General features: G+C 56.6%; 21 protein-coding genes. 7 read left to right on the forward strand and 14 right to left on the reverse strand.

The genetic code is table 11. The features are described 5' to 3' along the window. Positions 1-377: 377 nt before the first annotated feature. The 10 genes from Pla52nx_RS15690 to Pla52nx_RS15735 form a co-directional block, all read right to left on the reverse strand. The gene (locus tag Pla52nx_RS15690; protein ID WP_146522761.1) at positions 378-959 is read right to left on the reverse strand and encodes a hypothetical protein; all 582 of its coding nucleotides are present in this window, start codon (positions 957-959) and stop codon (positions 378-380) included. Further along, positions 949-1,647, reverse strand: coding sequence for a hypothetical protein (locus tag Pla52nx_RS15695; protein WP_146522762.1), 699 nt, complete (start codon positions 1,645-1,647; stop codon positions 949-951). Before Pla52nx_RS15695 ends, Pla52nx_RS15690 begins: the two co-directional genes overlap by 11 nt. Next, complete coding sequence (locus Pla52nx_RS15700) at positions 1,644-2,264, reverse strand: hypothetical protein (RefSeq protein ID WP_146522763.1); 621 nt, start codon at positions 2,262-2,264, stop codon at positions 1,644-1,646. The genes Pla52nx_RS15695 and Pla52nx_RS15700 overlap by 4 nt, the downstream gene beginning before the upstream one ends. Further along, positions 2,261-3,367: a hypothetical protein gene (locus Pla52nx_RS15705; RefSeq protein WP_146522764.1), complete on the reverse strand. Its 1,107-nt coding sequence runs from the start codon at positions 3,365-3,367 to the stop codon at positions 2,261-2,263. The genes Pla52nx_RS15700 and Pla52nx_RS15705 overlap by 4 nt, the downstream gene beginning before the upstream one ends. Positions 3,368-3,511: 144 nt before the next feature. Beyond that, a complete protein-coding gene (locus Pla52nx_RS15710) occupies positions 3,512-4,549 on the reverse strand; it encodes a type II secretion system F family protein (RefSeq protein WP_197454996.1) in 1,038 nt (345 codons plus the stop codon). 182 nt (positions 4,550-4,731) lie between these two features. After that, positions 4,732-6,558 carry a GspE/PulE family protein gene (locus Pla52nx_RS15715; RefSeq protein WP_146522766.1) on the reverse strand — a complete coding sequence of 609 codons (1,827 nt, stop codon included), beginning with the start codon at positions 6,556-6,558 and terminating at the stop codon, positions 4,732-4,734. 17 nt (positions 6,559-6,575) lie between these two features. Then, the gene (locus tag Pla52nx_RS15720; protein ID WP_146522767.1) at positions 6,576-6,908 is read right to left on the reverse strand and encodes an STAS domain-containing protein; all 333 of its coding nucleotides are present in this window, start codon (positions 6,906-6,908) and stop codon (positions 6,576-6,578) included. A gap of 21 nt (positions 6,909-6,929) precedes the next feature. Further along, positions 6,930-8,462, reverse strand: coding sequence for an ATP-binding protein (locus Pla52nx_RS15725; RefSeq protein WP_146522768.1), 1,533 nt, complete (start codon positions 8,460-8,462; stop codon positions 6,930-6,932). Further along, the gene (locus Pla52nx_RS15730) at positions 8,459-8,968 is read right to left on the reverse strand and encodes a response regulator (protein WP_197454997.1); all 510 of its coding nucleotides are present in this window, start codon (positions 8,966-8,968) and stop codon (positions 8,459-8,461) included. Before Pla52nx_RS15730 ends, Pla52nx_RS15725 begins: the two co-directional genes overlap by 4 nt. 160 nt (positions 8,969-9,128) lie before the next feature. Beyond that, positions 9,129-9,554, reverse strand: a complete 426-nt coding sequence (locus Pla52nx_RS15735) for a prepilin-type N-terminal cleavage/methylation domain-containing protein (RefSeq protein WP_146522770.1) — start codon at positions 9,552-9,554, stop codon at positions 9,129-9,131. Positions 9,555-10,132: 578 nt separating this feature from the next. Here Pla52nx_RS15735 and Pla52nx_RS15740 point away from each other — a divergent pair. The 6 genes from Pla52nx_RS15740 (at position 10,133) to Pla52nx_RS15765 (ending at position 18,893) form a co-directional block, all read left to right on the forward strand. Next, complete coding sequence (locus Pla52nx_RS15740) at positions 10,133-11,071, forward strand: hypothetical protein (RefSeq protein ID WP_146522771.1); 939 nt, start codon at positions 10,133-10,135, stop codon at positions 11,069-11,071. Positions 11,072-11,300: 229 nt separating this feature from the next. Next, on the forward strand, positions 11,301-12,752 hold the full coding sequence (nusA, locus tag Pla52nx_RS15745) for a transcription termination factor NusA (protein ID WP_146522772.1): 1,452 nt from the start codon (positions 11,301-11,303) through the stop codon (positions 12,750-12,752). A 349-nt stretch (positions 12,753-13,101) separates the two neighbouring features. Then, a complete protein-coding gene (infB, locus tag Pla52nx_RS15750; protein ID WP_146522773.1) occupies positions 13,102-16,041 on the forward strand; it encodes a translation initiation factor IF-2 in 2,940 nt (979 codons plus the stop codon). A gap of 230 nt (positions 16,042-16,271) precedes the next feature. Then, entirely contained in the window at positions 16,272-16,721 is a 450-nt protein-coding gene (gene rbfA / locus Pla52nx_RS15755; protein ID WP_146522774.1) for a 30S ribosome-binding factor RbfA, read from the forward strand. A gap of 56 nt (positions 16,722-16,777) precedes the next feature. Further along, complete coding sequence (locus Pla52nx_RS15760) at positions 16,778-18,073, forward strand: hypothetical protein (protein ID WP_146522775.1); 1,296 nt, start codon at positions 16,778-16,780, stop codon at positions 18,071-18,073. A gap of 73 nt (positions 18,074-18,146) precedes the next feature. Next, positions 18,147-18,893: a YebC/PmpR family DNA-binding transcriptional regulator gene (locus Pla52nx_RS15765; RefSeq protein WP_146522776.1), complete on the forward strand. Its 747-nt coding sequence runs from the start codon at positions 18,147-18,149 to the stop codon at positions 18,891-18,893. Here the strand turns inward: Pla52nx_RS15765 and nagB are convergent, their stop codons facing one another. The 4 genes from nagB to Pla52nx_RS15785 form a co-directional block, all read right to left on the reverse strand. Next, entirely contained in the window at positions 18,894-19,667 is a 774-nt protein-coding gene (gene nagB / locus Pla52nx_RS15770) for a glucosamine-6-phosphate deaminase (RefSeq protein WP_146522777.1), read from the reverse strand. It lies immediately after the preceding gene. Further along, positions 19,667-21,022 carry an HD domain-containing protein gene (locus Pla52nx_RS15775; RefSeq protein ID WP_146522778.1) on the reverse strand — a complete coding sequence of 452 codons (1,356 nt, stop codon included), beginning with the start codon at positions 21,020-21,022 and terminating at the stop codon, positions 19,667-19,669. The genes nagB and Pla52nx_RS15775 overlap by 1 nt, the downstream gene beginning before the upstream one ends. A gap of 428 nt (positions 21,023-21,450) precedes the next feature. Then, positions 21,451-21,594, reverse strand: coding sequence for a hypothetical protein (locus Pla52nx_RS15780; protein ID WP_342190417.1), 144 nt, complete (start codon positions 21,592-21,594; stop codon positions 21,451-21,453). Between the two features lie 416 nt (positions 21,595-22,010). Continuing rightward, the gene (locus Pla52nx_RS15785) at positions 22,011-22,715 is read right to left on the reverse strand and encodes a hypothetical protein (protein ID WP_146522779.1); all 705 of its coding nucleotides are present in this window, start codon (positions 22,713-22,715) and stop codon (positions 22,011-22,013) included. A 157-nt stretch (positions 22,716-22,872) separates the two neighbouring features. On the opposite strand from Pla52nx_RS15785, the gene Pla52nx_RS15790 reads away from it, so the two are divergent. Continuing rightward, a complete protein-coding gene (locus Pla52nx_RS15790; RefSeq protein WP_231742553.1) occupies positions 22,873-23,379 on the forward strand; it encodes a tRNA (cytidine(34)-2'-O)-methyltransferase in 507 nt (168 codons plus the stop codon). Positions 23,380-23,415: the final 36 nt, after the last annotated feature.

Raw genomic sequence — 23,415 nt, forward strand, 5'->3', positions numbered from 1 at the left:
CGCACAGGTGTGAGAACCCTCATAACCGTTAAAGTTCTCGGTATAGGGTTTCATCGGTCAGAGATCTCGATGGCCGGAATGAAAATGGCGAAAGTACCTCAAAATCCGCCGGCCCCCTCCGCTAGTGGCCTGTTGATTCAATCGAAATTGGGAACGCAAGGGTGGGCCGTAAGGCACCGGGCAATGCGGTAGGCCCGGCCGCATACGCGTCGCGGCTCACTAAATCAACAGCCCGCTAGCCCGGATTGTTCATAACCCGACGCGTAAGCGAGGGATACTCGGTAAATCCCTCGCTTACGCGTCGGGTTATGAAAAAAAATCTCATTGTCAACAATCTGTTTGCGCTAAAATCAATCATGCGCATGAATAATCCGCGCCTAGCGGGCGACTTGAATCCCCTCTTCGGTGATGCTCAGGATCTGGATTCCACTTGGTAAAGGCTGCCCGGCGCGAACGATCTCGTTTGGCGATTCGTCCTTTCCATCTACGTTCGAATCGATCAGAGCCATTTGCATTGAGCCACTGGCGTCACCGTAGACAGCGCGGACGCTGAAAACGGACTCGGGGGCGACGGTTTGCGGGCTCAACTGCGTTTCAGGTTCCTCTGGTGCGGGCAGTGTTGACGGTGGGGGGCAGAAGAGGTCGCGTGAAACGATTGCTTCGATGTCGATCGCTGGCAGCGAGATGACTTCTAGGAAGTGTTCTAAAGGTTGTTGAGAGTTTGACGCACTGGACCCTCCGGCTTGCTTGAGCGAGACCAGTTGCAGCGTCGCAGAATCCTGAGAAAAATCCGAATCGGATTCTGAACCTGGCTGGGTGGCGACGGCCAGCACGAGTCCGAGTACCAGAATCACAATGATTTTCATCTGCGATTTCTGTTTGTTGGGAGCACGCACCAAGCCGCGTGAATGTTCCAGGCCGCGCGAACGATCCTGGCCTGTTGATGCATCATGTTGCATTGAGATTGACTCCAGGTTGCGTGGGGGCGCCGATCAGTTTCTCTGCAGCGGTTTGCTGTCCGACAAAGGGAACACGAATTGAGATTGTGGCGGAGCACTCGACTGCGTCGTCAGAAAGCTCCCTGGGGGCAGTTGGGTCAACACCTGAGTTCTGCTTGTCTCGAACCAAGTCGATTTCGTCACACCAGAACGGTTGCTGTTGAGTGCTCAGTGTATGCAACAGATGGCAAACGTTTTCGTAGCGCCCGTGAACTTCGAGGATCACCTTGAGCACCGCGACGCGGGAGCCCGTGAATTCTTGATCTCGTCGCAGCGAGAGAACATGCAACTGTTTGTCGGTCGCCGTCTTTAAGAGAAAGGCCCTGACGGGATTCCATTTTTGCTCCTGTGGCAACCAGTTCTTGATGACATTGACGCGGGCGTCCAAGTCGTCTCGCTCGGTTTTCGCGTCCGTCTCGCGTTGCCGCCAGAGATCGCTTTGAGAGATCAGTTGGATCGCCTCGTCGATTTGTTCCCGTGAGAACTCACCCTCTGATGTCATGGACTGTGGGTGGAGGTACGACCATGTCACGGCAACCATCAACAGCAGAGACAAGCTGCCGCCGATGATGTGGCAACGGCGCGGCGATCCGAACAATTTGGTTTGCCAGTCGATCGGGGCAAACAGATCCAGTTTGCGTTGGCTCATGGCAGGACCTTCGTCGAAACGGGCTGACCAGATAGTTTGGCGACCGCCTCAGACCATTTTCCGTTGGGCGTGGACACGTCAACCTGTCGAACGCGAGGACTTTCCGCGACGCGCTCCATCCATTCCATCGCTTGCCCGCGTGATTTCGTGATTGCCACTACGCTGAGGCTGGGCTGGGCCCAGTTGGGTGTTGCATCCGCAGATGCGGGATATTCCACAGGCAGTTTGATCGATACCCGCTGGACGTCGAGATGCTGTTCTGCGTTCTGTGGTGTTGCCGGGTGCGTAGCGGCGGTCACCACGGCTAGCGATTGTAGTAGGCTATCGTCAGGTTTGGCCGTTTCGACCCACTGCACCCATTGACGACGACGCGCGTTGTCGGATTCCAGCACCGTGACTATCCGACGAAGTTGGTTGACGGAGGATGACGCAGCAACAATCTCTTGATCTCGCGCTTGCTGCTGAGCATTTGCTCGCCATTGCAGGGTCAGATTCCCGATCAAGATCGCCGCGAGTCCAAAGACAGCTGCTGTCCACAACAGCACGGCTCGCTTTGCTTGACGCAAGAGTCGATAGTGTAGTGGATACAAGTCGAGTTGTTGGGTGTCTCTACTCATCGCACGTATCCTCCTGACGAGCATTGGGACGCGGCGTAAGCCAGGGACACCGCCGTTGCATAGCGGGCATCATCCAAACCGGAGATCGTTTTTGATGAAACCCGAGAACAAGGCGTTGGTCGCGACATGCCGGCGTATCGCCAAGAACAAACGGGGCGTCCCAGGTATTCCGCCAGTCTTTCAACGAGCTTGGGAACATCAGCCAGTTCGCCGCAAAGGACCACCGGTTGCTCGGCAGGGCTATTGTTGGGCAGGCTATAGGGCAGGCGTCGAGCAAATCGCGTCGTCGCGTGGATCTCGCGGGCGACAGACTGCAGCCAACCCGTCAGTGAGTCCAGTCGTGGAAGGTCGCTGCTCGATGCGAGTTGCGAACCGGAGGCGAGAATTTCATCAGGGAGTTCTGGCAAGACTCTGCTGAGTCCGGTGACGCCGTGATTTCGCAGAGTCACCATGCTGCCAGTGCGTTCCAGCAGGACCACGCAATCGGAATTGACGCGGGTCAACGGCAGCAGTGAGTCTGCCAGCGCGATCCCGTGTGGCAAGATGCATTGCACTCGATATCCAAGATCGGTGATGGCATCGATCAGCCGACAGGCAAGTTTCTCACTGACGCTGGCAACGACGAACTGATCATCTGGCGTGGCCGGGCGGTCGGCCAAAGGGGCAATGGGCCAATGTGCCGAGTGCGCGGTGCTCTGGAAGATGGAATTCAGGAAGACGTCATTGCTCTCCGCTTTCGCGTCGGGCAAATCGCATGCGGCGATCGTTTGGTAGAGTGTCCATGAAATAGGCAGCGAAATTGCCGTTGCGTGTGTCTCTCCGTCAACACTGCGAGGCAAACGTTGCAGCAACGAGTCCACCGTGAGGTCGATCCATTGTGAGGACGGTTCGTTGTCACCGAGGGAGTGGGAACCAAAGCAAAACTTGGACTTCCAACGCAGTCTGTTTTTGGCCCCTAACGTATTTGTCAGGCCCAGTGCCGCAACACGAACTTGATCGACACCGATATCGATACCCACAAAACAAGCTGGTCGGTGTGTGAGATAGCGACGCACCCAAGCGATACGCTTCGTCGATTTCGGAGATTGGGTGCTGGTGGACATGAGTGATTGAGTGAAATGCTCGCGTTGCTTGTATTATCCCGGAGGGATCTACGTCACGCAAAGACGCGATTCAACCTCTGATGGGTATGTCAGCAGGTGGAGTCAAGCTCGGCGAGTTTGCGAGCCGTTCGATTGCTATGATCGTTATGTCCGGACGGTCGAAACATCCAGCAGCGGCAGCATTACAGACATCACAACGCCTGCGACGACGACACCCATGACCAAGATGATCAGGGGCTCTAACGCGACGACGAGTCTTTTGATTCTGCGACCGCCCTCCTGTTCGTAGAACACACCGATGTCCTCAAGGACTTCAGCGACTCGACCGGTTCGCTCGCCGGTCGACATCATCTGGGTGGCTTCTGGGGGCAAAAAATCGACGTACCTCATTGCTTCACTCGCGGGCAAGCCGTCGATGAGATTGTCCTCGATTCGATCCAACAAATCCTGCCAGGACACGTCGGTGGTTGTTTGTCGCGTCAATCGGATGGCTTGCAATAGCGGAACGCCGCCGCGGACCATGCCGGCAATGGTGCGAAAGGTACGTCCGGCGATCAACGGACGATAGGCTTCACGGATCATCGGTCCGTACAGCAGAAAGTGTCCCAGCGGCCGACGGATCAGTTGATGGTTTCTCAGCAGGACGAGTGTGATCAGCGTTCCGGCAATGGCCGGCAGCAAGATCATCCAGTTCGATTTGCAAAACTCGCCAAAGTTGAGCAACATCTCGGTCGACGGTGGAACCGGCTTGCCCATCGATGCAAACACTTTGCTGAATTGCGGCAGCACGCCGACGATCAGAGCGGCCATCACGATCGTTGCGGCGGAGACCAGGATGATGGGATAGATCATCGCGCCCAGGATGGTGGCACGCATTTCCATTTCGCCTCGCATTCTGGCGCAGACCTGCGTCAGCGTATCGGGGACTTCGCCGGTGGCTTCTGCCGCCGCGATCATCGCCGGCAAGGTTCGGGGGAAATGTTGGCCATGGGCGGCAATCGCGCCCGAGAATGTGTTTCCTTCGTTAACCGATTCGTGAATTCGCAGTAGCGAATCGGCCAGTCTGGGGTCGCGGCAGTGTCTTGCAATATGCTCGACAGCCTCTGCCAGTTCCACTCCGTTTTGACTCATCACGGCCAACTGGTTCAACGTCAACAAGACCGTTGACGAAGACACTGGCATCAAATGAAACCCGGAGCTTGCTTGGCGATACGGGGACGTCATGGCACGTTGAGCCAGCGGCGAGAGGCTCGACGTAGAGGTGAAGTTTGCTTCGAGACTGCTGCTGCGGCTCGCAACAGGCGTCGCGTTCGGTGATGTTCGGGAGGGATTCAGTAGTTGCATGAAACAAGGGAATGCGTTGCTTAGTCAACCAGCGCGACGCGTCCCACCTCCTCTAGGCTTGTGACGTTGGCTTCTGCCAGACGCAGTCCTTCGCTCAGTAGTGTGGGGCCTTGTTGAGCGGCCCTGAGTTGTTCGAGGTCAGCGCCGTTATTGATCAGCGTGCGGATTGGCTGAGTGCACTCAAAGAGTTCATAGATGCCGGATCGACCTCGGTAACCGGATTCAAAGCATTCCGTGCAACCTCGACTGCGTGCGAATCCGTGACGCACATCGCCTTGATAATGAAACTGCTCCAGCAGTTTGGACGACGGGTAGTAGGTTTCTTTGCAGCCGGGGCAGAGGTTTCGCATCAGACGTTGAGCGACGACACCGACGAGTGACGCAGCAATCTTGAAACGTTCCACGCCCATGTCCATCAGACGCGTGATGGCTGAGGCGCTGTCGTTGGTATGCAGCGTACTGAGGACGAGGTGCCCGGTGAGCGCGGCTTGGATGGCGGTTTCCGCGGTTTCGCGGTCACGGATTTCGCCCACCATGATCACGTCGGGGTCTTGACGCAGAATACTGCGGAGCGCTTGTGCGAACGTGACTCCGGATTCTTTCTGCACGTGAACTTGGTTGATCAGTTCGATCTGATATTCGACAGGGTCCTCCACCGTGATCACGTTTCGTTCAATGCCTTTGATCAACTCCATCGCAGAGTAGAGCGTCGTCGTCTTTCCGCTACCGGTTGGACCGGTAACGAGGACCAGACCATGGGGACGCGCAAGCATTCTGCGGACGCAGGTGAGCGAATCGGGGGGAAGTCCCAGGCGATTGAGATCGAACGTGACGTTTTGTCGGTCCAGAACACGCATCACCACCTTTTCACCCAACACGGTGGGCAGCGTGCTGACGCGCAAGTCGACATCGCGACGATTGATACGAACGTGCAATCGCCCGTCCTGGGGTTGTCGGTGTTCGGCGATGTCGAGTTTCGCCATCACCTTGATCCGTGAAACGATCGCCGCGTGCATGTCTTTACGCGGCTTCATGATTTCTCTGAGCAAGCCGTCGATGCGAAAGCGGACCGAAGTTGATTTCTGCCCGGCTTCGATGTGAATGTCGCTGGCGCCTTGTCGGACGGCCTGGATGATCGCGTAATTGACCAAGTTGATGACGGGGCTCCCCTCCGCCAACATCTGGCTATCGGGCAAATCCAAGTCGATCGCGTCGGATTCCAGTTCCAATTGCTCGACGTCCATGTCGGCGGTGACCGAGTCGACGGCAAAGTCTTCTTCGTAGCATCGTGGCAGCAGTCGATCGATTCCAGACGCCAGCGTGAACACTGGGCGGATCTTGCATCCGGCCAGTCGCGAGAGCGCGTCGATGGCGGTCAAGTCCTGAGGGTCAGCCATCGCGACGGTCAGTTCGCCGCGGACTTGCATCAGCGGCAGAACATGAAACCTCTCCGCCACTTCGCGCGGCACCAAGCGTACGGCCGCCGGGTCAATCAGTCCTTCGCGTAACCGGACGCCTTCGACGCCCAGTTGTTCACCCAGCAGAGGCAATAGATTGGATTCATCGACCAAGCCGAGTTCCGAGACCACTTCGCCGAGACGTTTGAAAGTGCGTCGAGTGGCCGGTTCATTGGAACTGTTTTCTCGCAACGCGATTGCCCGCAGCCGTTCTTCTTCGGCGGCCTGGTGGGCCAACGCCGTCTCCAATTGATCTTCACGAATCAACCCGGCTTCGATCAGCCGTCGACCGAGGGGCACAATCGCATTCGTGATCGCGGCTGCATCGCGAGGCAGCGTGATCGGCGGTAAGACCGAATGGTCGTGATCGATCTCGAAGAGTGAGTTCATGGTTGGATGGCCCCTTGTTAGGCGAAGCTGCCCAGGGCGGACGTCAGATCAGGCAGGGTTTCGATTCTGTCACCCACGCCCGTGATGCGTAGCAGGTCGCTGCAAAGCTCATTGACGCCACAGATTCGCATGCAGCCACCGCGACGGCTGATGTTTTCGCTCAAGCAAAGCAGCCATTCCAAGCCGGCACCGTCGATCAGAGGGGCGGCGGAAAAATCGATCACCATCAGTGGAACACCACCGCCGAGATGTGATGACACCATTTCGTTGAGAGGGCTGACAGTGTCGCAGCGCACCGGGCCACTTGGGCGTAGGACGGTGATGGTTCCGTGACGTTCGATCAATGGCATGGCATGGTTTCCTGGTTCGGGTCAAATGCCAGAGCGAGATTGGCCACCGACGGGCAGTCGAATCGTGAACACCGAACCGTCGCCCAAACTGCTTTCGAGATCGATCTCACCACCGTGCATTCGGATGACTTCACGGGTAAACGCCAATCCGAGGCCGTTGCCGCGTTGATCGGATTCACTCGCTTGTGCACCGCGAAAGAACTTCTCGAACACTTTGGATTGTTCTTCGCTGCTGATACCTGGGCCGTTGTCTTGCACGTCGATGCGAACCCAGTTTTCCTCGACGCTGCAGCGAAGAATGATTTCGCCGCCTTCCTGCGTGTACTTGACCGCGTTGCCGACCAAGTTGACGAGTGCTGCTTGCAGCTTTTCTCGGTCGCCAAAAACGGTTGGCATCTTGGGAGAGAAGTTGGTGAGGAGTTTCTGTTGTTTCTGATGGGCGTGTGCGGCCAATTGTTCGGTGACGTACTCCATCATCGGCAGCACATCCAATTCGTGACGATTCGCGATCATGGAGCCTGCTTCGAGTTGACCGACCGTCAAGAGTTGGTCGACCAGTCGTCCCAAACGGTGTGCTTCGGAAACGATGATGTTGCAGAATTCTTTTTGACGCTCAACATCCAAGCCTTCTTCGGCTTGCAAGGTCTCTGCGTAGGCCTGCAAGTTATTCAGGGGCGTCCTGAGTTCGTGTGTCGCTGTCATCAGGAATTGATCGCGAGCGCGTGTCGCCAACTCTTGCTGGGTCGAGTCGAGCAGGATCCAAGCCAGTCCGTCCCCGTCGCCACTGCGGCCGACGAGTCGCGATCGAGCGATTCGCAGGTGCAAGTGCTGGCCGTTGATCTCCAGCTCGTGGCGTTGCTGAACCATTTGCACGTTGCTGAGCAGCCGCTCGCCTTTGGTCAATGTTTCGGAATCGCCCACTCGCAGTCCGAGCAAATCCAGTAGATCGCGTCCGACATGGTTGGCGGTATCGTTCAGGTTGAACAGACTGCACGTCGGCGGACTGAGGAACAGAATTCGTCCGGTAAGATCGGTGATCACCCAAGCGACGGGGAGGCCGCGCATGGCGCGAGCCAACGTGATGGCTTCCTCGTCCAGCGTTGCGGGGGAACGATGGGTTTGGTGCTGTTGAGCCGACTCGATTTCTTGCAGCAGTTCATTCCAGCCTTCCGTGATCTCATCGTCACCGATGATAGGGCGTGCTGCGTGCCAGCGACGTGGATCGCCAACGGATCTGCGCAGTTCGCCTTCGATGGTCCGCAAGGTTCGAGCGGATCGCATCGAGATCAATCCCGACAGCGAACAAACCGCAACGGTCAAGACCCACATCAGTGCGTTAAAAGCTTGGCTTTGCGAGTAAAGATTGGCCAACAAGGCAAATCCGAGTGTGCAAGCGGCCGCCAAGACAAACATGAATCCGATCCGCGTCGTCACCAGTGGACGCCGTGACTCGATCGGTCGAGCGTAGGGACGTGAGTTGACCGAGCGATTGTAATCGACCGATGGCGAGATGTCCTTGTGCGTCAGTTCGCTTTCCATGACTGTCATTCTCATTCGACTCCGAGCGTCGGAGTTTCGGTTGATGCGTCGATCGAGAGCGGTGGTCCAAACGGTGTATTGACGGGTGAAGTATTGACGGGTGGGGCGATCGGCGCTGTCGTTTCAGCAACACCTTCCTCCTGCGAGCTTGCGAGGGCATCGACGACCAGTTCACTCAGCTTTCGGGGACTGAACGGCTTGTGCAGAATGGCAGTGAGTCGAAATCGATTCCGCAATGCTTCACCATCCAGCTCAAGGCCTTTGGCGGTACAGAGGATAGCGTTGGGGCGTTTATAGCCGGGCACATTGTCAAGTCTTTCCAGCAGTTGCAGTCCCGAGCAAATCGGCATTTGGTAGTCGGTGACCAGAAAGTCAATTCCTCCTCGCATCAGACGCTCGTATCCCTTTTCACCATCGCTGGCGGTTTCCACGGCAAATCCGGCCTTGGATAGCGTGAAGCTCAAGACGCGTCGAAAAACCGGGTCGTCTTCGATGATCAGGATGGCGGGTGAGTTGGACATGACGGAACCGGTGATGGAGAGATGAGCATACGGTGCCAGCGAAAGCCACAGCCAATGTGCTGCAGCCTTCGCCGTCGTTGGGGACTTGTTCGATCCGGATCGAGAGCGAGTGAAGCGAACGTGCCTCAACAACATCTCGGGCAAGCAGACGCGAACGAGACTACCAATTGAAGCCTTCTTCCGTGGCAGCAACATTCAGCTTCACACTGCCGTTGGCTGGCTTGTACGCCCATCCGCCTGCTGCGGTCGAGTCGGCAACGACAGGAGTGCTGGTGTTGGTATCCGTGTCGTAGTAGACGGCGGCATCGCCGCGTGCGCTGCCAATCGTGGGAGCGGGAAAGGGGCCATTGAGCAAAGCCGTCATGGCGGTGGGCAGTGCGTTCGCTGCCGGATAGCTGCCGTTTTGAGCGCGATACATCTCGATGGCGTTGCGCAGAACCGCCAGTTGCTGACGCGTGGTGTTCTTCTCAGCTTGCTCCGCTGTCCCAAACATGCGGGGAGCAGCGACGGCCGCTATGATTCCAAGAATGAGGATCACGATGACCATTTCGATCAGCGAGAACCCTTTACGTTGAGTGCGATTCATTTTGCCAAGCCCTTAAGTCTCAGAGTTCAGTTGGATTGTCCACGCGTTCGGCGGGAAAGTGGGAAATCACAAGACGAACAGCTCCACCTGAGAGCTGCCCCCGTTTTTGTGTTGCAAAGAAAACTAGGCCTCAATTTGAGGGGAGCTTTCCAACACCGGCTGTTTTTTCTTAGTTTTCTACCACCCACATTGGTGCCGTGAGGCAATACGACCCTCCTGTTCGGTACATGCGGCATCGCGTCGACCATCTGCATCAGGTGTTGCATGATTGCAACGCCCGATGAATCGAAGAGTCAACATGATCGCGGCGGCGGGAGTCAGCGGTTTTTGAAAAGCGGCGTGGAATCTGTAAGAGGAGATGGAGAAGAGTTTCAGTCACAAATTGCCCCCAGCGCACTGAATGTCGTTTCTCAGCCAGATTTTTGTTCATTGAAGAACGGTCTGCTTGAGCGTTCGCGACGACCTCGGAGGCAGAGTCGCCGCTAAACAGGTTGGATCGAAGTGCGTTGTTGGTGCGATGTTTGCGTGGAGCTACCCAAAGTGTTTTATCTGGGTACGCAAACGGGAAAGGCTGAGAGTTGAAAATCTCAATCAACGCATTTCGTAAAAGTCGAGAAGTTACAAACGGGGATGCCCCCCACCGTGATCGTCTGCGTCCGGTGTGGGCACTCTTGTTCGCGATCTTGTTTGCGACGATCGCATCCCAAGCAAAATCGCAAGAGCGTGGTGCTGCGGAACCCTTAGCGATTGACCGCGCCGAATCCGCCGAGTCTGTTGAGCCCGCCGAGTCTGTTGAGCCCGCCGAGTCTGTTGCGAAAGCCGAGGTCGACGCACGTGAGGGAATGACGATTGTTTTTTACAACGGGGAAACTCGCTGGCTGCCGATCGCGAAACGCGAGGATGCCAATCCGAGATCAACCCTGTCTAGCGGCAGTCAGCCGATGAATCGAGCAGGCCGTCCTCGTTATGCCGTGGTTCATGCCGACATCGCCAACTTTGATCCGGACTCGGATCCAGACGGATGGATTGCAACGCTGCAGTTGTTTGATGGGAATGATCAGCCGGTTGTCCGCCGCGCCAATGCGACGTTTCGATTGACTCCACGGGTGTCCGTCGCAGATGTTGGTGGGTTCGTCAACGGCGACGTGCCCGCCAAGACTTGGTCCACTCCACTGGATTTTGACCAGCATCACGTCGCGACGGCTCGTTTACGTCTGACGTCTCCGTTCGATCGAGTGTTCGGGTGGCAGTCCACGTTGGGAGACCGTCGCAGCAGCTATGACCGCAGAACGGGCGGTGGCTCCAATGTCGCGGCAGGCGCGATTCGATTTCCTTCTCGGCCGACGGCAATCACCTCAGATTTGTCTGGAATTGCAATCAGGAATCACTTGGGGCGACCGGCTTGGGGAGAACTGGCGGTCAAGATCTCCGTTCCGGGCGAGGGTATCTTTACAGCGACAACGGTTGTGCCGATGCGGCGGTCAGTCTTGGTTGACAGTACGTGGCCATATCGATAGGCTACGGAGATCGGACTGGTTCTCAAACAACTGCCCGGGCCTGTATAGGTTCGGGTTTGTTTTTTATCAGAACCAAGGGAGTGCCCCTTTTTGTCTGAGTTTTTCCGTTGGCTGTGCTTTGAGCTTGGCTGAGCTTTGGCTGTGACCTGTACCGGGCAAGATCAAAGTCACAAACAAGCGTTGTGTTCATTTCATTCCCGTCCGTTTCTTCTGATCCCCACGCGCCGTTATGAATCCGCAAGACATTTTGCGATACGTCGATTCGCTGCATCGCGAAAAAAACATCGACACGGAGTTGGTCTTTTCTGCAATCGAAGCCGCGTTGCAGACGGCGGCGAAGCGCCAATACGGCGAAGATTCCAACATCGCCGTGCAGTTGGATCGCAGCAACGGGCGTGTGACCGCAACATTGGATGGCGAGCCGCTGGGTGAAGACCAGATCGGTCGCATTGGGGCGCAGACGGCAAAGCAAGTGATCATCCAGAAGGTCAAAGAAGCCGAACGGGATTCTTTGATGCTGGAGTACCGCGATCAGATCGGTGATATAGTTGCCGGGATCATCGGACGGGCCGATGGTGGCGTGGCGACAGTTAACCTGGGTAATGTAGAGGCGATTCTGCCGCGAAGCGAACAGATTCCAGGCGAGTCCTTGCATGCTGGTGAGCGTGTTCGCGCTGTCGTGTTTGAGGTCCGCGCTGCTGGGAACCGTGTCCGCGTTGTTTTGAGTCGTACGCGGCCGCAGTTGGTGCAGCGGCTCTTTGAGCAAGAGATCCCCGAGTTAAGCGAAGGTGTGATCGACATCAACTCGATCAGCCGGGAGCCTGGTTATCGCAGCAAGGTGGCTGTCAGTAGTCAAGATTCTCAAGTCGATCCGATCGCCGTTTGTGTCGGGTATCGCGGCAGCCGTATCAAGGCCGTTCGCGAAGAGCTGGCTGGTGAGCACATTGACGTGGTCCGCTACAGCGATGACCCGGAGGTCTTGATTCCAAATGCACTGCAACCGGCGGAAGTCGAGCAGGTGTTGCTGTGCGATATGATCGGGCGAGCAATCGTGCTGGTTCAAGAAGACCAGCTGTCGTTGGCAATCGGCCGACGAGGCCAAAACGTGCGGTTGGCGAGCAAGCTGTGTGGTTGGGACATCGAGATCATGACCAACAGCGAACTGGAAGAACAAATTGAACGTGCCGTCGGCGCGTTCAGCTTGATCGAGGGGATGACGGAAGAAATCGCCCAGGGGCTGGTTGAGCAAGGTTACCTATCCTATGACGATCTGTCGGTGATCGAGCCGGATGCGTTCATGGAAATGAGCGGCTTGAGCGAAGAAGACGTGGCCCGGATTGTCGCGGAAGCCGAAGCGAAGGCAGAAGAGGCCGAAGAAGCCGCAGCGGAAGAACGCCGTGTCCGCCGTGATCGAGAGCGTTTGCAGCGAGAGGCAGAGGCAGCCGGGATCGCCGAACCAGAAGGGGACGCGACTTCCGAGGACGCGACTCTCAGCGACGCAGAGCAGGAGTCGGACGCTCCGGATGCGGCCTCAGATGATCCATCGGCTGAGCCGACAGCAGATCACCCGGAAGGGGAGGATTTGGAACCTGACAGTGACCCAGAAATGGTGTCAGATCCCATCGAGACCTCCTCTGAGGGTGAAGACGGCATTGTCGCAGAAGAAAAGACGGAGAGTTGATACGCTGTCTCGGAAGCGGGGTGGCGGGGTGGATATTCCGGTTCGCCGGCGACGCCTCGTGGGCTTCCGAAGTGAAATCGGGTGTGAATTGGGTAAAACAAAACGGAAAAGTTCATTTCCAGAGCAAGTGAGACCTGCTCGGATTTGATTTTTTTCGGTATCCTTACCATTCGGCCCGGAAAACCCGTGTTGAAAACGATTTGAAAATCACCCCCGATTCAGCTGCCCATTCACATGAGGGCCTGAGTCGATGGAGGATCCCTTTATGTGACCTATCACCAGAACGCCGGGCTGAATTCCCAAATAGATACGGGGACAGTCCAATCAAAATTGACAGGATTTCTACCAAGTGGCACGCATTTACGCGCTCGCAAAAGATTTAAACCTAGACAGTAAAGATCTCGTTGACCTCGTCAAGAAAGTTGGCATCACCGGGAAAGGCTCTGCGCTGGCTAGTCTGACCGAAGACGAAGTTCAACGAGTGAAGGAGCATTTGGCGGGAGCATCCGCTTCTGCACCCAAAGCGGCAGCAAAAGAAGCTCCCGTGGCGACACCGCAAGCGGTCCGTGAGACCATTGCGCCTGAGCGCCGTCCGATCACCATTGCGTCAGCGCGATCATCCAATTCAGAAAAGCCGGCTGCAGAAAAGAAAGCGGCCAAAACGGAGCGACCCCCGGTGCCGACTTCTGTTTCCCTGCCCCCCATTGATGAGGCGGCTGTCACTCCGCCTGCCGATGAGCCTCCTGCTCAAAAACCCGATGTTCGCTTGCCTCCCAGCTCAGGCAAGGCGAGCGGATTGGCCGCCCGGATGGGCCGCCAGTCGGGCGTCAAGCCGGCTTCGCAGGCGCCTTCCAAAGCCCCTGCGAAGGCTCCGGCCAAGGCAACGCCGACCAAGCCCAACCCCAACGCAACGCCCGCCAAGTCGGGGCCGTTGTCGGTGGCCAGTCGTACGGCGACGGTCGGTGCCGTGCGCGGCGATGCAGGCGACGGTGGCAAGATCCGCTCGCTGGATCGTCCCGGCTCAGGCAGCGGGTCTGAATCCAAAAAGAACGATGGCGACAGGTCCAAGCGTCGTGAGCCCCGAATCTCGGTCAAGATGGCGTCGTTGCCAGACGCGCCCGCTGCGATGCCCACGACGAGCTCCAGTGAGCCGAAGGCGCAGAAGCCGGACATCAAGCTGAGTAAAGACGCCATCGTCGGTCACAAGCAAGGAATGAAGGCGCCGCTGGATCAGTTGGCTGCCGAGTCTGCTGAAAAGAAACGCGGTGCAAAAAAGGTAGGTGGCCTGACCGGGTTTACCGAAAAAGGAAAACGAGGGGACGCGGCCGAAGAAGAGGATTTGCGTCAACGCAAGAAGCTCTCGGGAATGGCCAGCGTCCGCGCCGATCGCGGCACAAAACGACGCCGTGATGTCGACCCGTCGCGTTCCTACGGTCGTGACACCGGTCGGTCCAACAAGACGTTGCGGCACAAGGGCACCAACACGGCCGCGCCACGGAAAGAACCCGTCGCGATCGAACTGCCATGTACCGTGCGGAGCTTTTCCGAAGCTGCCAGCATTCCAGTCGCCACCGTTCTGCGTGCCATGATGGGCATGGGGATCATGGCGAACATCAACGCGGAACTGGCATTCGAGACCGCTGAATTGATCGCGACCGAGTTGGATCTGCAACTCATGCTCAAAGAAACCGAGACCCTGGAAGATGAGCTGATCTCGGATATCGAAGAACAAGAAGACGATCCCGATTCCTTGGTCACACGTCCGCCGATCGTTACGTTTCTCGGCCACGTGGACCACGGCAAGACGAGTCTGCTGGACTATTTGATCGGAATCAATGTCGTCAGCGGCGAGGCCGGAGGTATCACCCAGCACATCCGAGCTTATGAGATCGACAAAGACGGTCGGTCAGTAACCTTTGTGGATACCCCGGGTCACGAAGCGTTCACCGAAATGCGTGCCCGCGGTGCCAATGTCACGGACATCGCCGTGCTGGTCATCGCAGCCGACGACGGGATCATGCCGCAAACCGAAGAAGCGATCAGCCACGCAAAGGCTGCCGGTGTTCCGATCGTCGTGGCGCTCAACAAGATTGACCTTGAGGGCGTGGATGCCAATCGCGTGCTGTCTCAGTTGACCGAACATCAACTGACGCCCAGCGAGTGGGGTGGCGAAGTCGAAGTCGTTCGTACGAGCGCGATCTCGGGAGAAGGTATGGATGAGTTGCTCGAAACCCTGCTGACGATTGCAGAACTGAACGAGTACAAAGCCAACCCGGATCGAAAAGCACTGGGCGTCTGCTTGGAAGCCGAACAGCAAGGCGACCGCGGTGTCTTGGCGAAACTGGTGGTCCAAAACGGTACCCTCAGCGTCGGCGACGTGGTTGTCTGCGGGCCGACCTATGGACGTGTCCGTGCGATGACCAACACCCTGACCGGTAAACCCGTCGAGCATGCCGGACCAAGCACGCCGATCAACCTGATGGGACTGGAAAGTCCTCCGGGTGCTGGAGACCGATTCCATGTGCTGAGCGATATCACGCAAGCACGCGAGATCGCCGCCAACCGAGCCGATGCCGAAAGCAGAAGCTCGCTCTCGGGGGTCACGACGAAAGTCTCCTTCGAAAATTTCCAAGAGATGCTGCAAGGCGGTCGCTTGGGACGACAAGACGAAAAGGTCAAATTGAACTTGATCATTCGTGCCGACGTGAAGGGATCGTTGGAAGCGATCGACAAGGAGCTCAGCAAGTTTGATCATCCGGAAGTCGAGATTCGAGTCTTGCAACGTTCGGTCGGTGGCATCACGCTCGCCGACGCTACGTTGGCCTCTGCGTCCGACGCGGTGATCGTCGGATTCAACGTGATCCCCGATGAACAGGCTCGGTCGCTTGCCGATGAACGGAACGTCCAGATTCGTCGATACGAGGTGATCTACAAGCTCACCGACGACATCAAGGCGATGATCGAAGGACGGCTCAAGCCAGAAGAACGTGTTGTCGAGCTTGGACGTGCGTTGGTCAAACAAGTCTTCTCGATCAGCCGCGTCGGTGCGATCGCCGGTTGCTATGTGGCACAAGGCTCCATCCAACGTGGCTGCCGAATTCGCGTCAACCGTGACAACCGAACCATTGGCGACTATCCGCTGGATTCGCTCAAGCGTCACAAGGAAGACGTCAAGGAAGTGCCACGCGGAATGGAGTGCGGGATACGCCTGAGTGGATTCAACGACATCAAGCAGGATGACGTCCTGGAAGCTTATCGCATCGAAGAGTTTGCCCGTACGCTGGACTGAGCCGGCCCCAATCAAGCACTCCAGCAGGCTGGTCTGATCAGCCTGCTGGCCCGTCGGCGTGTCACAGACAGTGTCGACCTCGTGCTGCCGATCCCAATCTTGCAAGTCAAACTCCCGATTGCCAAACTCCGGTCTGCCTGACTCCCGATTACCAGCCCCTCCTTTCACCGCCCGTCTTTTCACCGCCCCTCCTTTCACCGCCCGTCTTTTCCTGATCAACCACCCTGCCTGTGACTAGTCGTCGATTACTCAAAGCTGCGGAAGCAATCCGCGAAGTCGTCGCGTCGGCGATCTTGACCGAAATCCGTGATCCACGCGTTCGTGACGTCACGGTTATCGGCGTCAAGGTCACGCCTGATATGCGAGAAGCCACCGTGTCGGTCAGTGTGATGGGCGACGAAACACAAAAGCAACTTTCGCTGCGTGGTCTACAGAACTCGGCCGGATTCCTGCAAAGCAAAATTGCCAACCGCATCGATACGCGTTACACCCCCAAGCTGCAGTTCGAATTGAACCGTGGCACCGAGAACGCCATTTTGGTGGGTGAATTGCTAAGTAAAATCAAACGCGAAAAACTGGAACAGGGCGTGGACCCCGATGGTGACGTTGCGGGCGAAGAACCCCTCGACGATGAATCGGGTAACGACGAATCAACACAGAACGATGAATCGGTCGATTGATCGCCGATCTGACCACTGACATCTCAATAGACCTCCAAATCCCCGTGACGAGCAAAATGGCTGCAAGCAACCGAGCCAAACTGATCACCAAGCTGCACACTGAATTAAAGAAGCGATACGACGTCTCGCCCACTCAGCCGTCACGTCCGCTGCTGGAGCATTTGTTGTACGCTTGTCTGCTCGAGGATTGCCCGCAAGATTTGGCGGATGAAGGACTGGCGAAGTGTGAGCAGGACTTCTATGACTGGAACGAAGTTCGCGTGACGACGGTCTCCGAGTTGTCGCAGGTCCTGGGGAACTTGCCCGAGCCTGCGAAGTCAGCGAAACGACTCAAAGATAATCTGCAGTCGGTTTTCGAAGAGTTCTATAACTTTGACATCGACTCGCTCAAGAAGGAGAATCTGGGTAAGGCGGTCGCAAAGTTCGAAGCCATGCCAAGCATGACTCCCTTTGTGTTGAACTACACGATTCAGCACGGTTTGGGAGGCCACGCGGTGCCGATTGATTATTCCGCGATGGTCATCATGCTGGCTACTGGAATCGCCAGTCAGCCGGAAGCGGCTACGGGCAAGGTCCCAGGGATTGAACGTGCCATCCCCAAGAACAAGGGAGTGGAGTTTGCGGACTTGTTGCATCAAGCCGGTGTCGCTCTGAAGGCGGACTCGAATGACAAGAAGGCGCGTCAGTTACTCGACGCTGTCGTGAAAGGTGCCTCGGACCAGATGGACGAGTGGTTTGCGAGCAAGAAAGCAGCAATCCGCCGAATCCGAAAACGCCGCAAGGACGAAGCAGCGGCTGCGGAAGCAGCGGCGGAGCAAGCCGCCATAGATGCCGAAGCAGTGGCGTCGGCAAAAGCTGAACGTGCGGCGAAGAAAGCCGCTAAGACATCGAAAACGACATCCAGCGCCAGTGCGTCAAAGTCGGATACGAGCAAAACGACCAAGTCGAGTTCATCGGGCAAGCAAGCAGCAAGCGACTCGACGAAGACGACGTCGTCAAAGAGCTCCTCCACAAAAGGTTCATCGACGCAGCCGGATTCTGAGAAATCCAAGTCGTCAACCGCCAGCAAGTCGACGGCCAGTGGATCGACGAGCAAAAAGAAGGTCTCGTCATCGAAAACATCTTCTACATCCGAGTCCACCAAGAAGAAGAGCACGGCAAAGAAGTCGACTGCCAGCAAGTCCTCCGCCGACTCATCCGCAAAGAGCACTGGATCGAAGAAGAAATCCAGCACAACGAAAAAGTCGGCGAAGACATCAGGAGCTGCAACGCCAGCCCCAACCAAAAAGACGTCAGCAACCGCGTCCAAGAAGACTTCTAGTCGCAAGCTGTCGAAACGCAAGCCGCGTTAGGTTAGCGGCCGAGCTGTTGATGGCGAATCAGTACTGTTGACCTTTTCCATTTTCATCATCGTTTTGAATCAACATGGCAGGCCATTCCAAGTGGGCGAACATCCAACACCGCAAGGGGCGTGTGGATGCAGCCAGAGGCAGACTCTGGAGCAAGCTCAGTAAGGCGATCATCGTCGCTGCTCAATCTGGCGGAGGGGACCCGAGCTCCAATTTCCGTTTGCGTAAGGCGATCGAAGACGCCAAAGCGGTCAGCATGCCGAAAGACAATATCACCCGTGCGATCAAACGCGGAACGGGTGAACTCGGCGGCGGACGCATGGAGGAGCTGGTCTACGAGGGCTACGGTCCCGGCGGCGTCGCGGTGATGTGCGAGATCCTGACGGATAACCGCAATCGCACCGCCCCCGAACTGCGATCTCTGTTTTCAAAGCTTGGTGGGGAACTCGGTAAAACCGGTTGCGTCGCCTATCTGTTCGATCGCAAAGGGCTGTTCGTCTTCAGTGCCGAGGACCACGACGAAGAAACCATCACGATGGTTGCGTTGGAAAATGGTGCAGAGGATGTGGACGTCAGCGAGGACGGCAGCATCCAAGTGACATGCAGCCCCGAAAACTACGATGCCCTGGACGATGCTTTCTCGGCCGCCGAATTGCAGCCTGAGATGAAATCTGTCTCGCAAATCCCCCAAACCACCGTCGATGTCGACGTTTCGACAGGTAAGAAAGTTCTACGTCTGCTGGAACAGTTGGACGAGCACGACGATATTCAGAACGTCAGCACGAATCTGAACATCACTGACGAACTGATGGCGGACGACTAGTCAAACCTCACTCAGTTTCGCTCCCGCAGCCGAGTCGATGATGACCGTCACATCGCTGTGGAATTGCAGCAGCGAGGCAGGATGATCCAGTGTGGGTTCACCGGCGACCATTCGCTCGATCGCCTCAGCTTTTCCCTCTCCGAACGCAATCAGCAGGATCCGTTTGGCTTCCATGATCGTCCCAATGCCCATCGTGATCGCGGTATTGGGTACGTCGTCAATGGATTCAAAAAATCTCGCGTTGTTCTGGATCGTCTCCTCGGTCAAAGCAACTTGACGCGTGCGGCTCTGCAGCGACGAACCGGGTTCGTTAAAAGCAATGTGACCGTTGTGCCCGATGCCCAGCAATTGCAGGTCGATGCCGCCGCTACGTGCGATCATCGCCTCGTAGTCCCGGCACTCCCTCTCAACGTCGCTGGACACACCATTTGGAACGTGGGTCTTTTCGCGACAGAAGTTCACTCTGCTAAACAAGTTCTCTTGCATGAAGTATCGAAAGCTCTGCGGGTGCTCCGCGCTGAGCCCAATGTATTCATCGAGATTGAAAGAAGTTACCTGAGAAAAATCCAAGCCGTCCGCCAGATGCATTCTGGTCAGTTCGTCGTAAGTCCCGACTGGAGTCCCTCCGGTTGCCAATCCGAGCACGCAGTTGGGATGGGAGCGTAGACAACTCGCGATCATCTCGGCGGTCCGACGGGAGACCGATGAACTATCACCGACAACGATGACGTTGGGCGAAAAACGCTGTGTTTTAGACTGTAAACTGGAACTCATCAGACCCATTCCGCCTCGGTTATTTCGATCGCTAATTCAACTTGTTCTGCCCACGATTGGGCGTCCGGTAATCGCTGCCTGAGTTGGTCTCGCAGAGCGGGCCGCACAAAGACTCTGACACGTTTGACGTGATCGTCGAACTGCCTGTGGGCGAGGACGGCGACCACGGGCGACATGTCGCCCAAGCTAGCGGTTGTTCCGTCACGACTGACAATATCGACGTTGATATCCACCTCCAGTTTAACAGGCGGAGCGTCCAGCAGGATGTCAGCGGCAGCCACCATGACGCCTGTCGATTGTGAGATCAGTTCAGCAAGCCGCTCGCTGCAAGCAACCAACCACCAGTAGGGCCGTCGAGCAAGCTTTTGGTGCAATGACGCCCCCGCATTGACGCTGAACTGGGCGACACGTTTGTAGAGTTCACGGCGGCGGCCAAAGATTCCTTGGACCAATGGTTCGGCAATGCTGCCTTCAGCGGCGCGTTGTAGCAGAGTGATCCATTCGCTCTGCGTCAGATGAAACGACGCTTCCAAATCCATCCGGTTCTGAAGCAGGAACACGCTGCGTTGCAGCATCGCGGTCGCGGAGCGAACGGTGTGATGCCAGTAGACTTCGCTGAACATGATGTATCGTGAAAACACCATCATCTCTGCCGCCGTCAGGCCTTTTTCTCCGACCGCCAACGTAAAACGATCAGGATGGACGCAGAGGGAATCGATCAACCGGCTGACATCAAAATTCCGACCATAAGGAACGCCGGCGTGCAAACTGTCTCGCCCCAAATAGTCGAGCTTGTCGACGTCGACGGGGCCACTGAGACAACTGTGAAAAAAACCTTTGGTTCGCTGGCTTGAGTCACCGGTCTGATCAAATTTGCCCTCCAACAATTCACAAACATCAGTCACATCGCATTGCCAGTCTTCCTCGATGCAATCGGCCAGCTCATCCTTCGTCAGCCAGCGTCGAACCCGTGATTCATGCTGGTCCATTCCCTCCAACCGCATGTCCTCGATCGGGTGGCAATACGGCCAATGCCCCACGTCATGGACCAACGCCGCCAAGACAAACGCGTCGACATCACGAACGCTGATGAAATCCTTTAATGCAGGATCGTCGATGAAACGTGTCAGGAACCTCAACGCGTTGTAATAGACTCCCAGCGAATGCTCCATGCGAGAATGGGTCGCACCGGGATAAACCAGACTGACCATTCCCAGTTGGCTGATCCGACTCAATCGCTGCATCGCGGTGGTGTCCACGACACGTCGAACCCGGTCGGTGAGAGGCACACCTGTGTCGGGTGGAATTCGAACGAGAGACTGGGATCGATGCGGTGATTGAAGCTCGGGAATCACGTGCTGTTTTTCGTTGTGGTTCAGATCGAGATGCTAAAATGATACGGCTGTTTAGGCTAAGGATGGGCTGTTCGAAATTTGGGATCGTGTCACTGCGGTGGCCCGCAAGTTTCTCGCACTCCACCTGGCGCAGGAGACTGTGGATTTAGTCGCGTCGGGTTATGAAAAGCAATCTGCAGTTCTCAACGATGTTACAACTCATTGTCAAGATTCTGTTTGCGTAAAAATCAATCATCCGCATGAATAATCCGCGTCTAGCGCTGGACCGCTCAAAGTTTGATGTTGACATTGTTTTTTCAGTTCATGTTTTCGTTCCATGCACCGCAATCAAAGTGAGCCTCAGGCGCTAGCCGTGGGCCGGCACCACAATCCGCCTCAGGCCCACGGCTAGCGCCTGAGGCTCACTGGGGCCACCAGCTGCGCCGGCGCTATGGCTGGGTAAGCGGCACGCCCGCCAACGCAACGTTGCTTGCCGCCGAGAGCAACCAGATGCCGACGAAGTAAACGCCGGCGTGGATGACGCTCAAAGTTTGATGTTGACATTGTTTTTTCAGTTCATGTTTTCGTTCCATGCACCGCAATCAAAGTGAGCCTCAGGCGCTAGCCGTGGGCCGGCACCACAATCCGCCTCAGGCCCACGGCTAGCGCCTGAGGCTCACTGGGGCCACCAGCTGCGCCGGCGCTATGGCTGGCTAAGCGGCACGCCTGCCAACGCAACGTTGCTTGCCGCCGAGAGCAACCAAATGCCGACGAAGTAACCGCCAGCGTGGATGACGCCGATGAAGTAGTCCAATTCAAAGCAACCCGCAGAGGCAAGGCCTCCCAGTGCTCAAAGTTTGATGTTGACATTGTTTTTTCAGTTCATGTTTTCGTTCCATGCACCGCAATCAAAGTGAGCCTCAGGCGCTAGCCGTGGGCCGGCACCACAATCCGCCTCAGGCCCACGGCTAGCGTCTGAGGCTCACTGGGGCCACCAGCTGCGCCGGCGCTATGGCTGGGTAAGCGGCACGCCTGCCAACGCAACGTTGCTTGCCGCCGAGAGCAACCAAATGCCGACGAAGTAAACGCCGGCGTGGATGACGCCGATGAAATAGTCCAATTCAAAGCAACCCGCAGAGGCAAGGCCTCCCAGTGCGATCATCCCACACAGCGTAATGCCAAAGAACGTATAGGACATCTCATTCGCGTGCTCCAGGTCCAGCAGGTACGCGGGGACAAATGCGTAAACGATCCAGGTCAGAACCAAGAGCCCCGAACAGATCAAGACACGATTGCGGAGTTCCGGCCCCACATAGGGCTCACGTTCTTGATCATACAAGAACGTATAGCCGGCCCAAACCAGCGGGGGAGCCAGCAGGAACAGGCCCAGTAGCTGCGCCCAAAACGGTGCCGACCCTTCTGCCGAAAAGCGAAAGGCAGCCGCGACGATGAATGTCAGCAGCACCGCAGCGACGGTGATGATCAGACCACGTCGCGTGACGTCAGTCTCCTTTCGCATGATTGGCTTCAGGACGCTCTGGCCGCTTTTGTCCTTGGGGCTGTCGTCCGGGGGCGCGTGAATGACGACTTCTTCATTCTTGTCTGGGATCTGGATCGGCTTTTTGCAGCTCGGGCAAGGTCCCGTTTTGCCAGCGAATTTATCGCTGACCTGAAATCGCTTTAAGCAGTTGCGGCAGGTGACTTGGATCGGCATGAATCGTCTAAACTGCCCAGCGGAACGGGCTCGTGTGACCATGGGGATGAGAAAAAGGAGAGCGTCGTTAAGATAGCTGTTTCTATATCCCAAAACGCTGGCACACAGTTTGTCACGTTCCAGATGCCCCCCGCAACCCATCCCCGCCGAGTCAACGGTGAATGAACCCAAGTTAAACTCTCCAGGACCCGCCGCGCATGTCGTCCTGTACCAGCCCGAGATTCCTCAGAACACAGGGAATATTGGTCGAACCTGTGTCGCGACGGGTTCTAAACTCTGGATTGTGCGTCCCATGGCGTTCCAAATCGACGAAAAAAGGGTTCGTCGGGCGGGGTTGGATTATTGGCAACACCTGGACTATGAGGATGTGGCAAACTGGGAGGAGCTGACGTCACGACTTGCCGGAAAACGCATGTTTTTCTTCTCGCGATTCTCCAAGAAATTGCTTTGGGAGGAACCGTTGCAGCATGGCGATGTCTTCGTCTTTGGACGGGAAACCAGCGGATTGCCTGAATCCATTCTGCCACCCGGAGACACCCGTGGTTTGAGGCTGCCCACGACCCCACAGGTTCGAAGCCTCAATTTGGCCACCACGGTCGGCGTGGTTTTGTATGAACAAATGCGTCAACTGAATGCCGGTGGCATTTTGCCGCCGATGGGTTGATCTCATCATCCAACATGGAGCGGCGATACGCTAAAC

This window comes from Stieleria varia (assembly GCF_038443385.1).
Lineage (GTDB): Bacteria > Planctomycetota > Planctomycetia > Pirellulales > Pirellulaceae > Stieleria > Stieleria varia.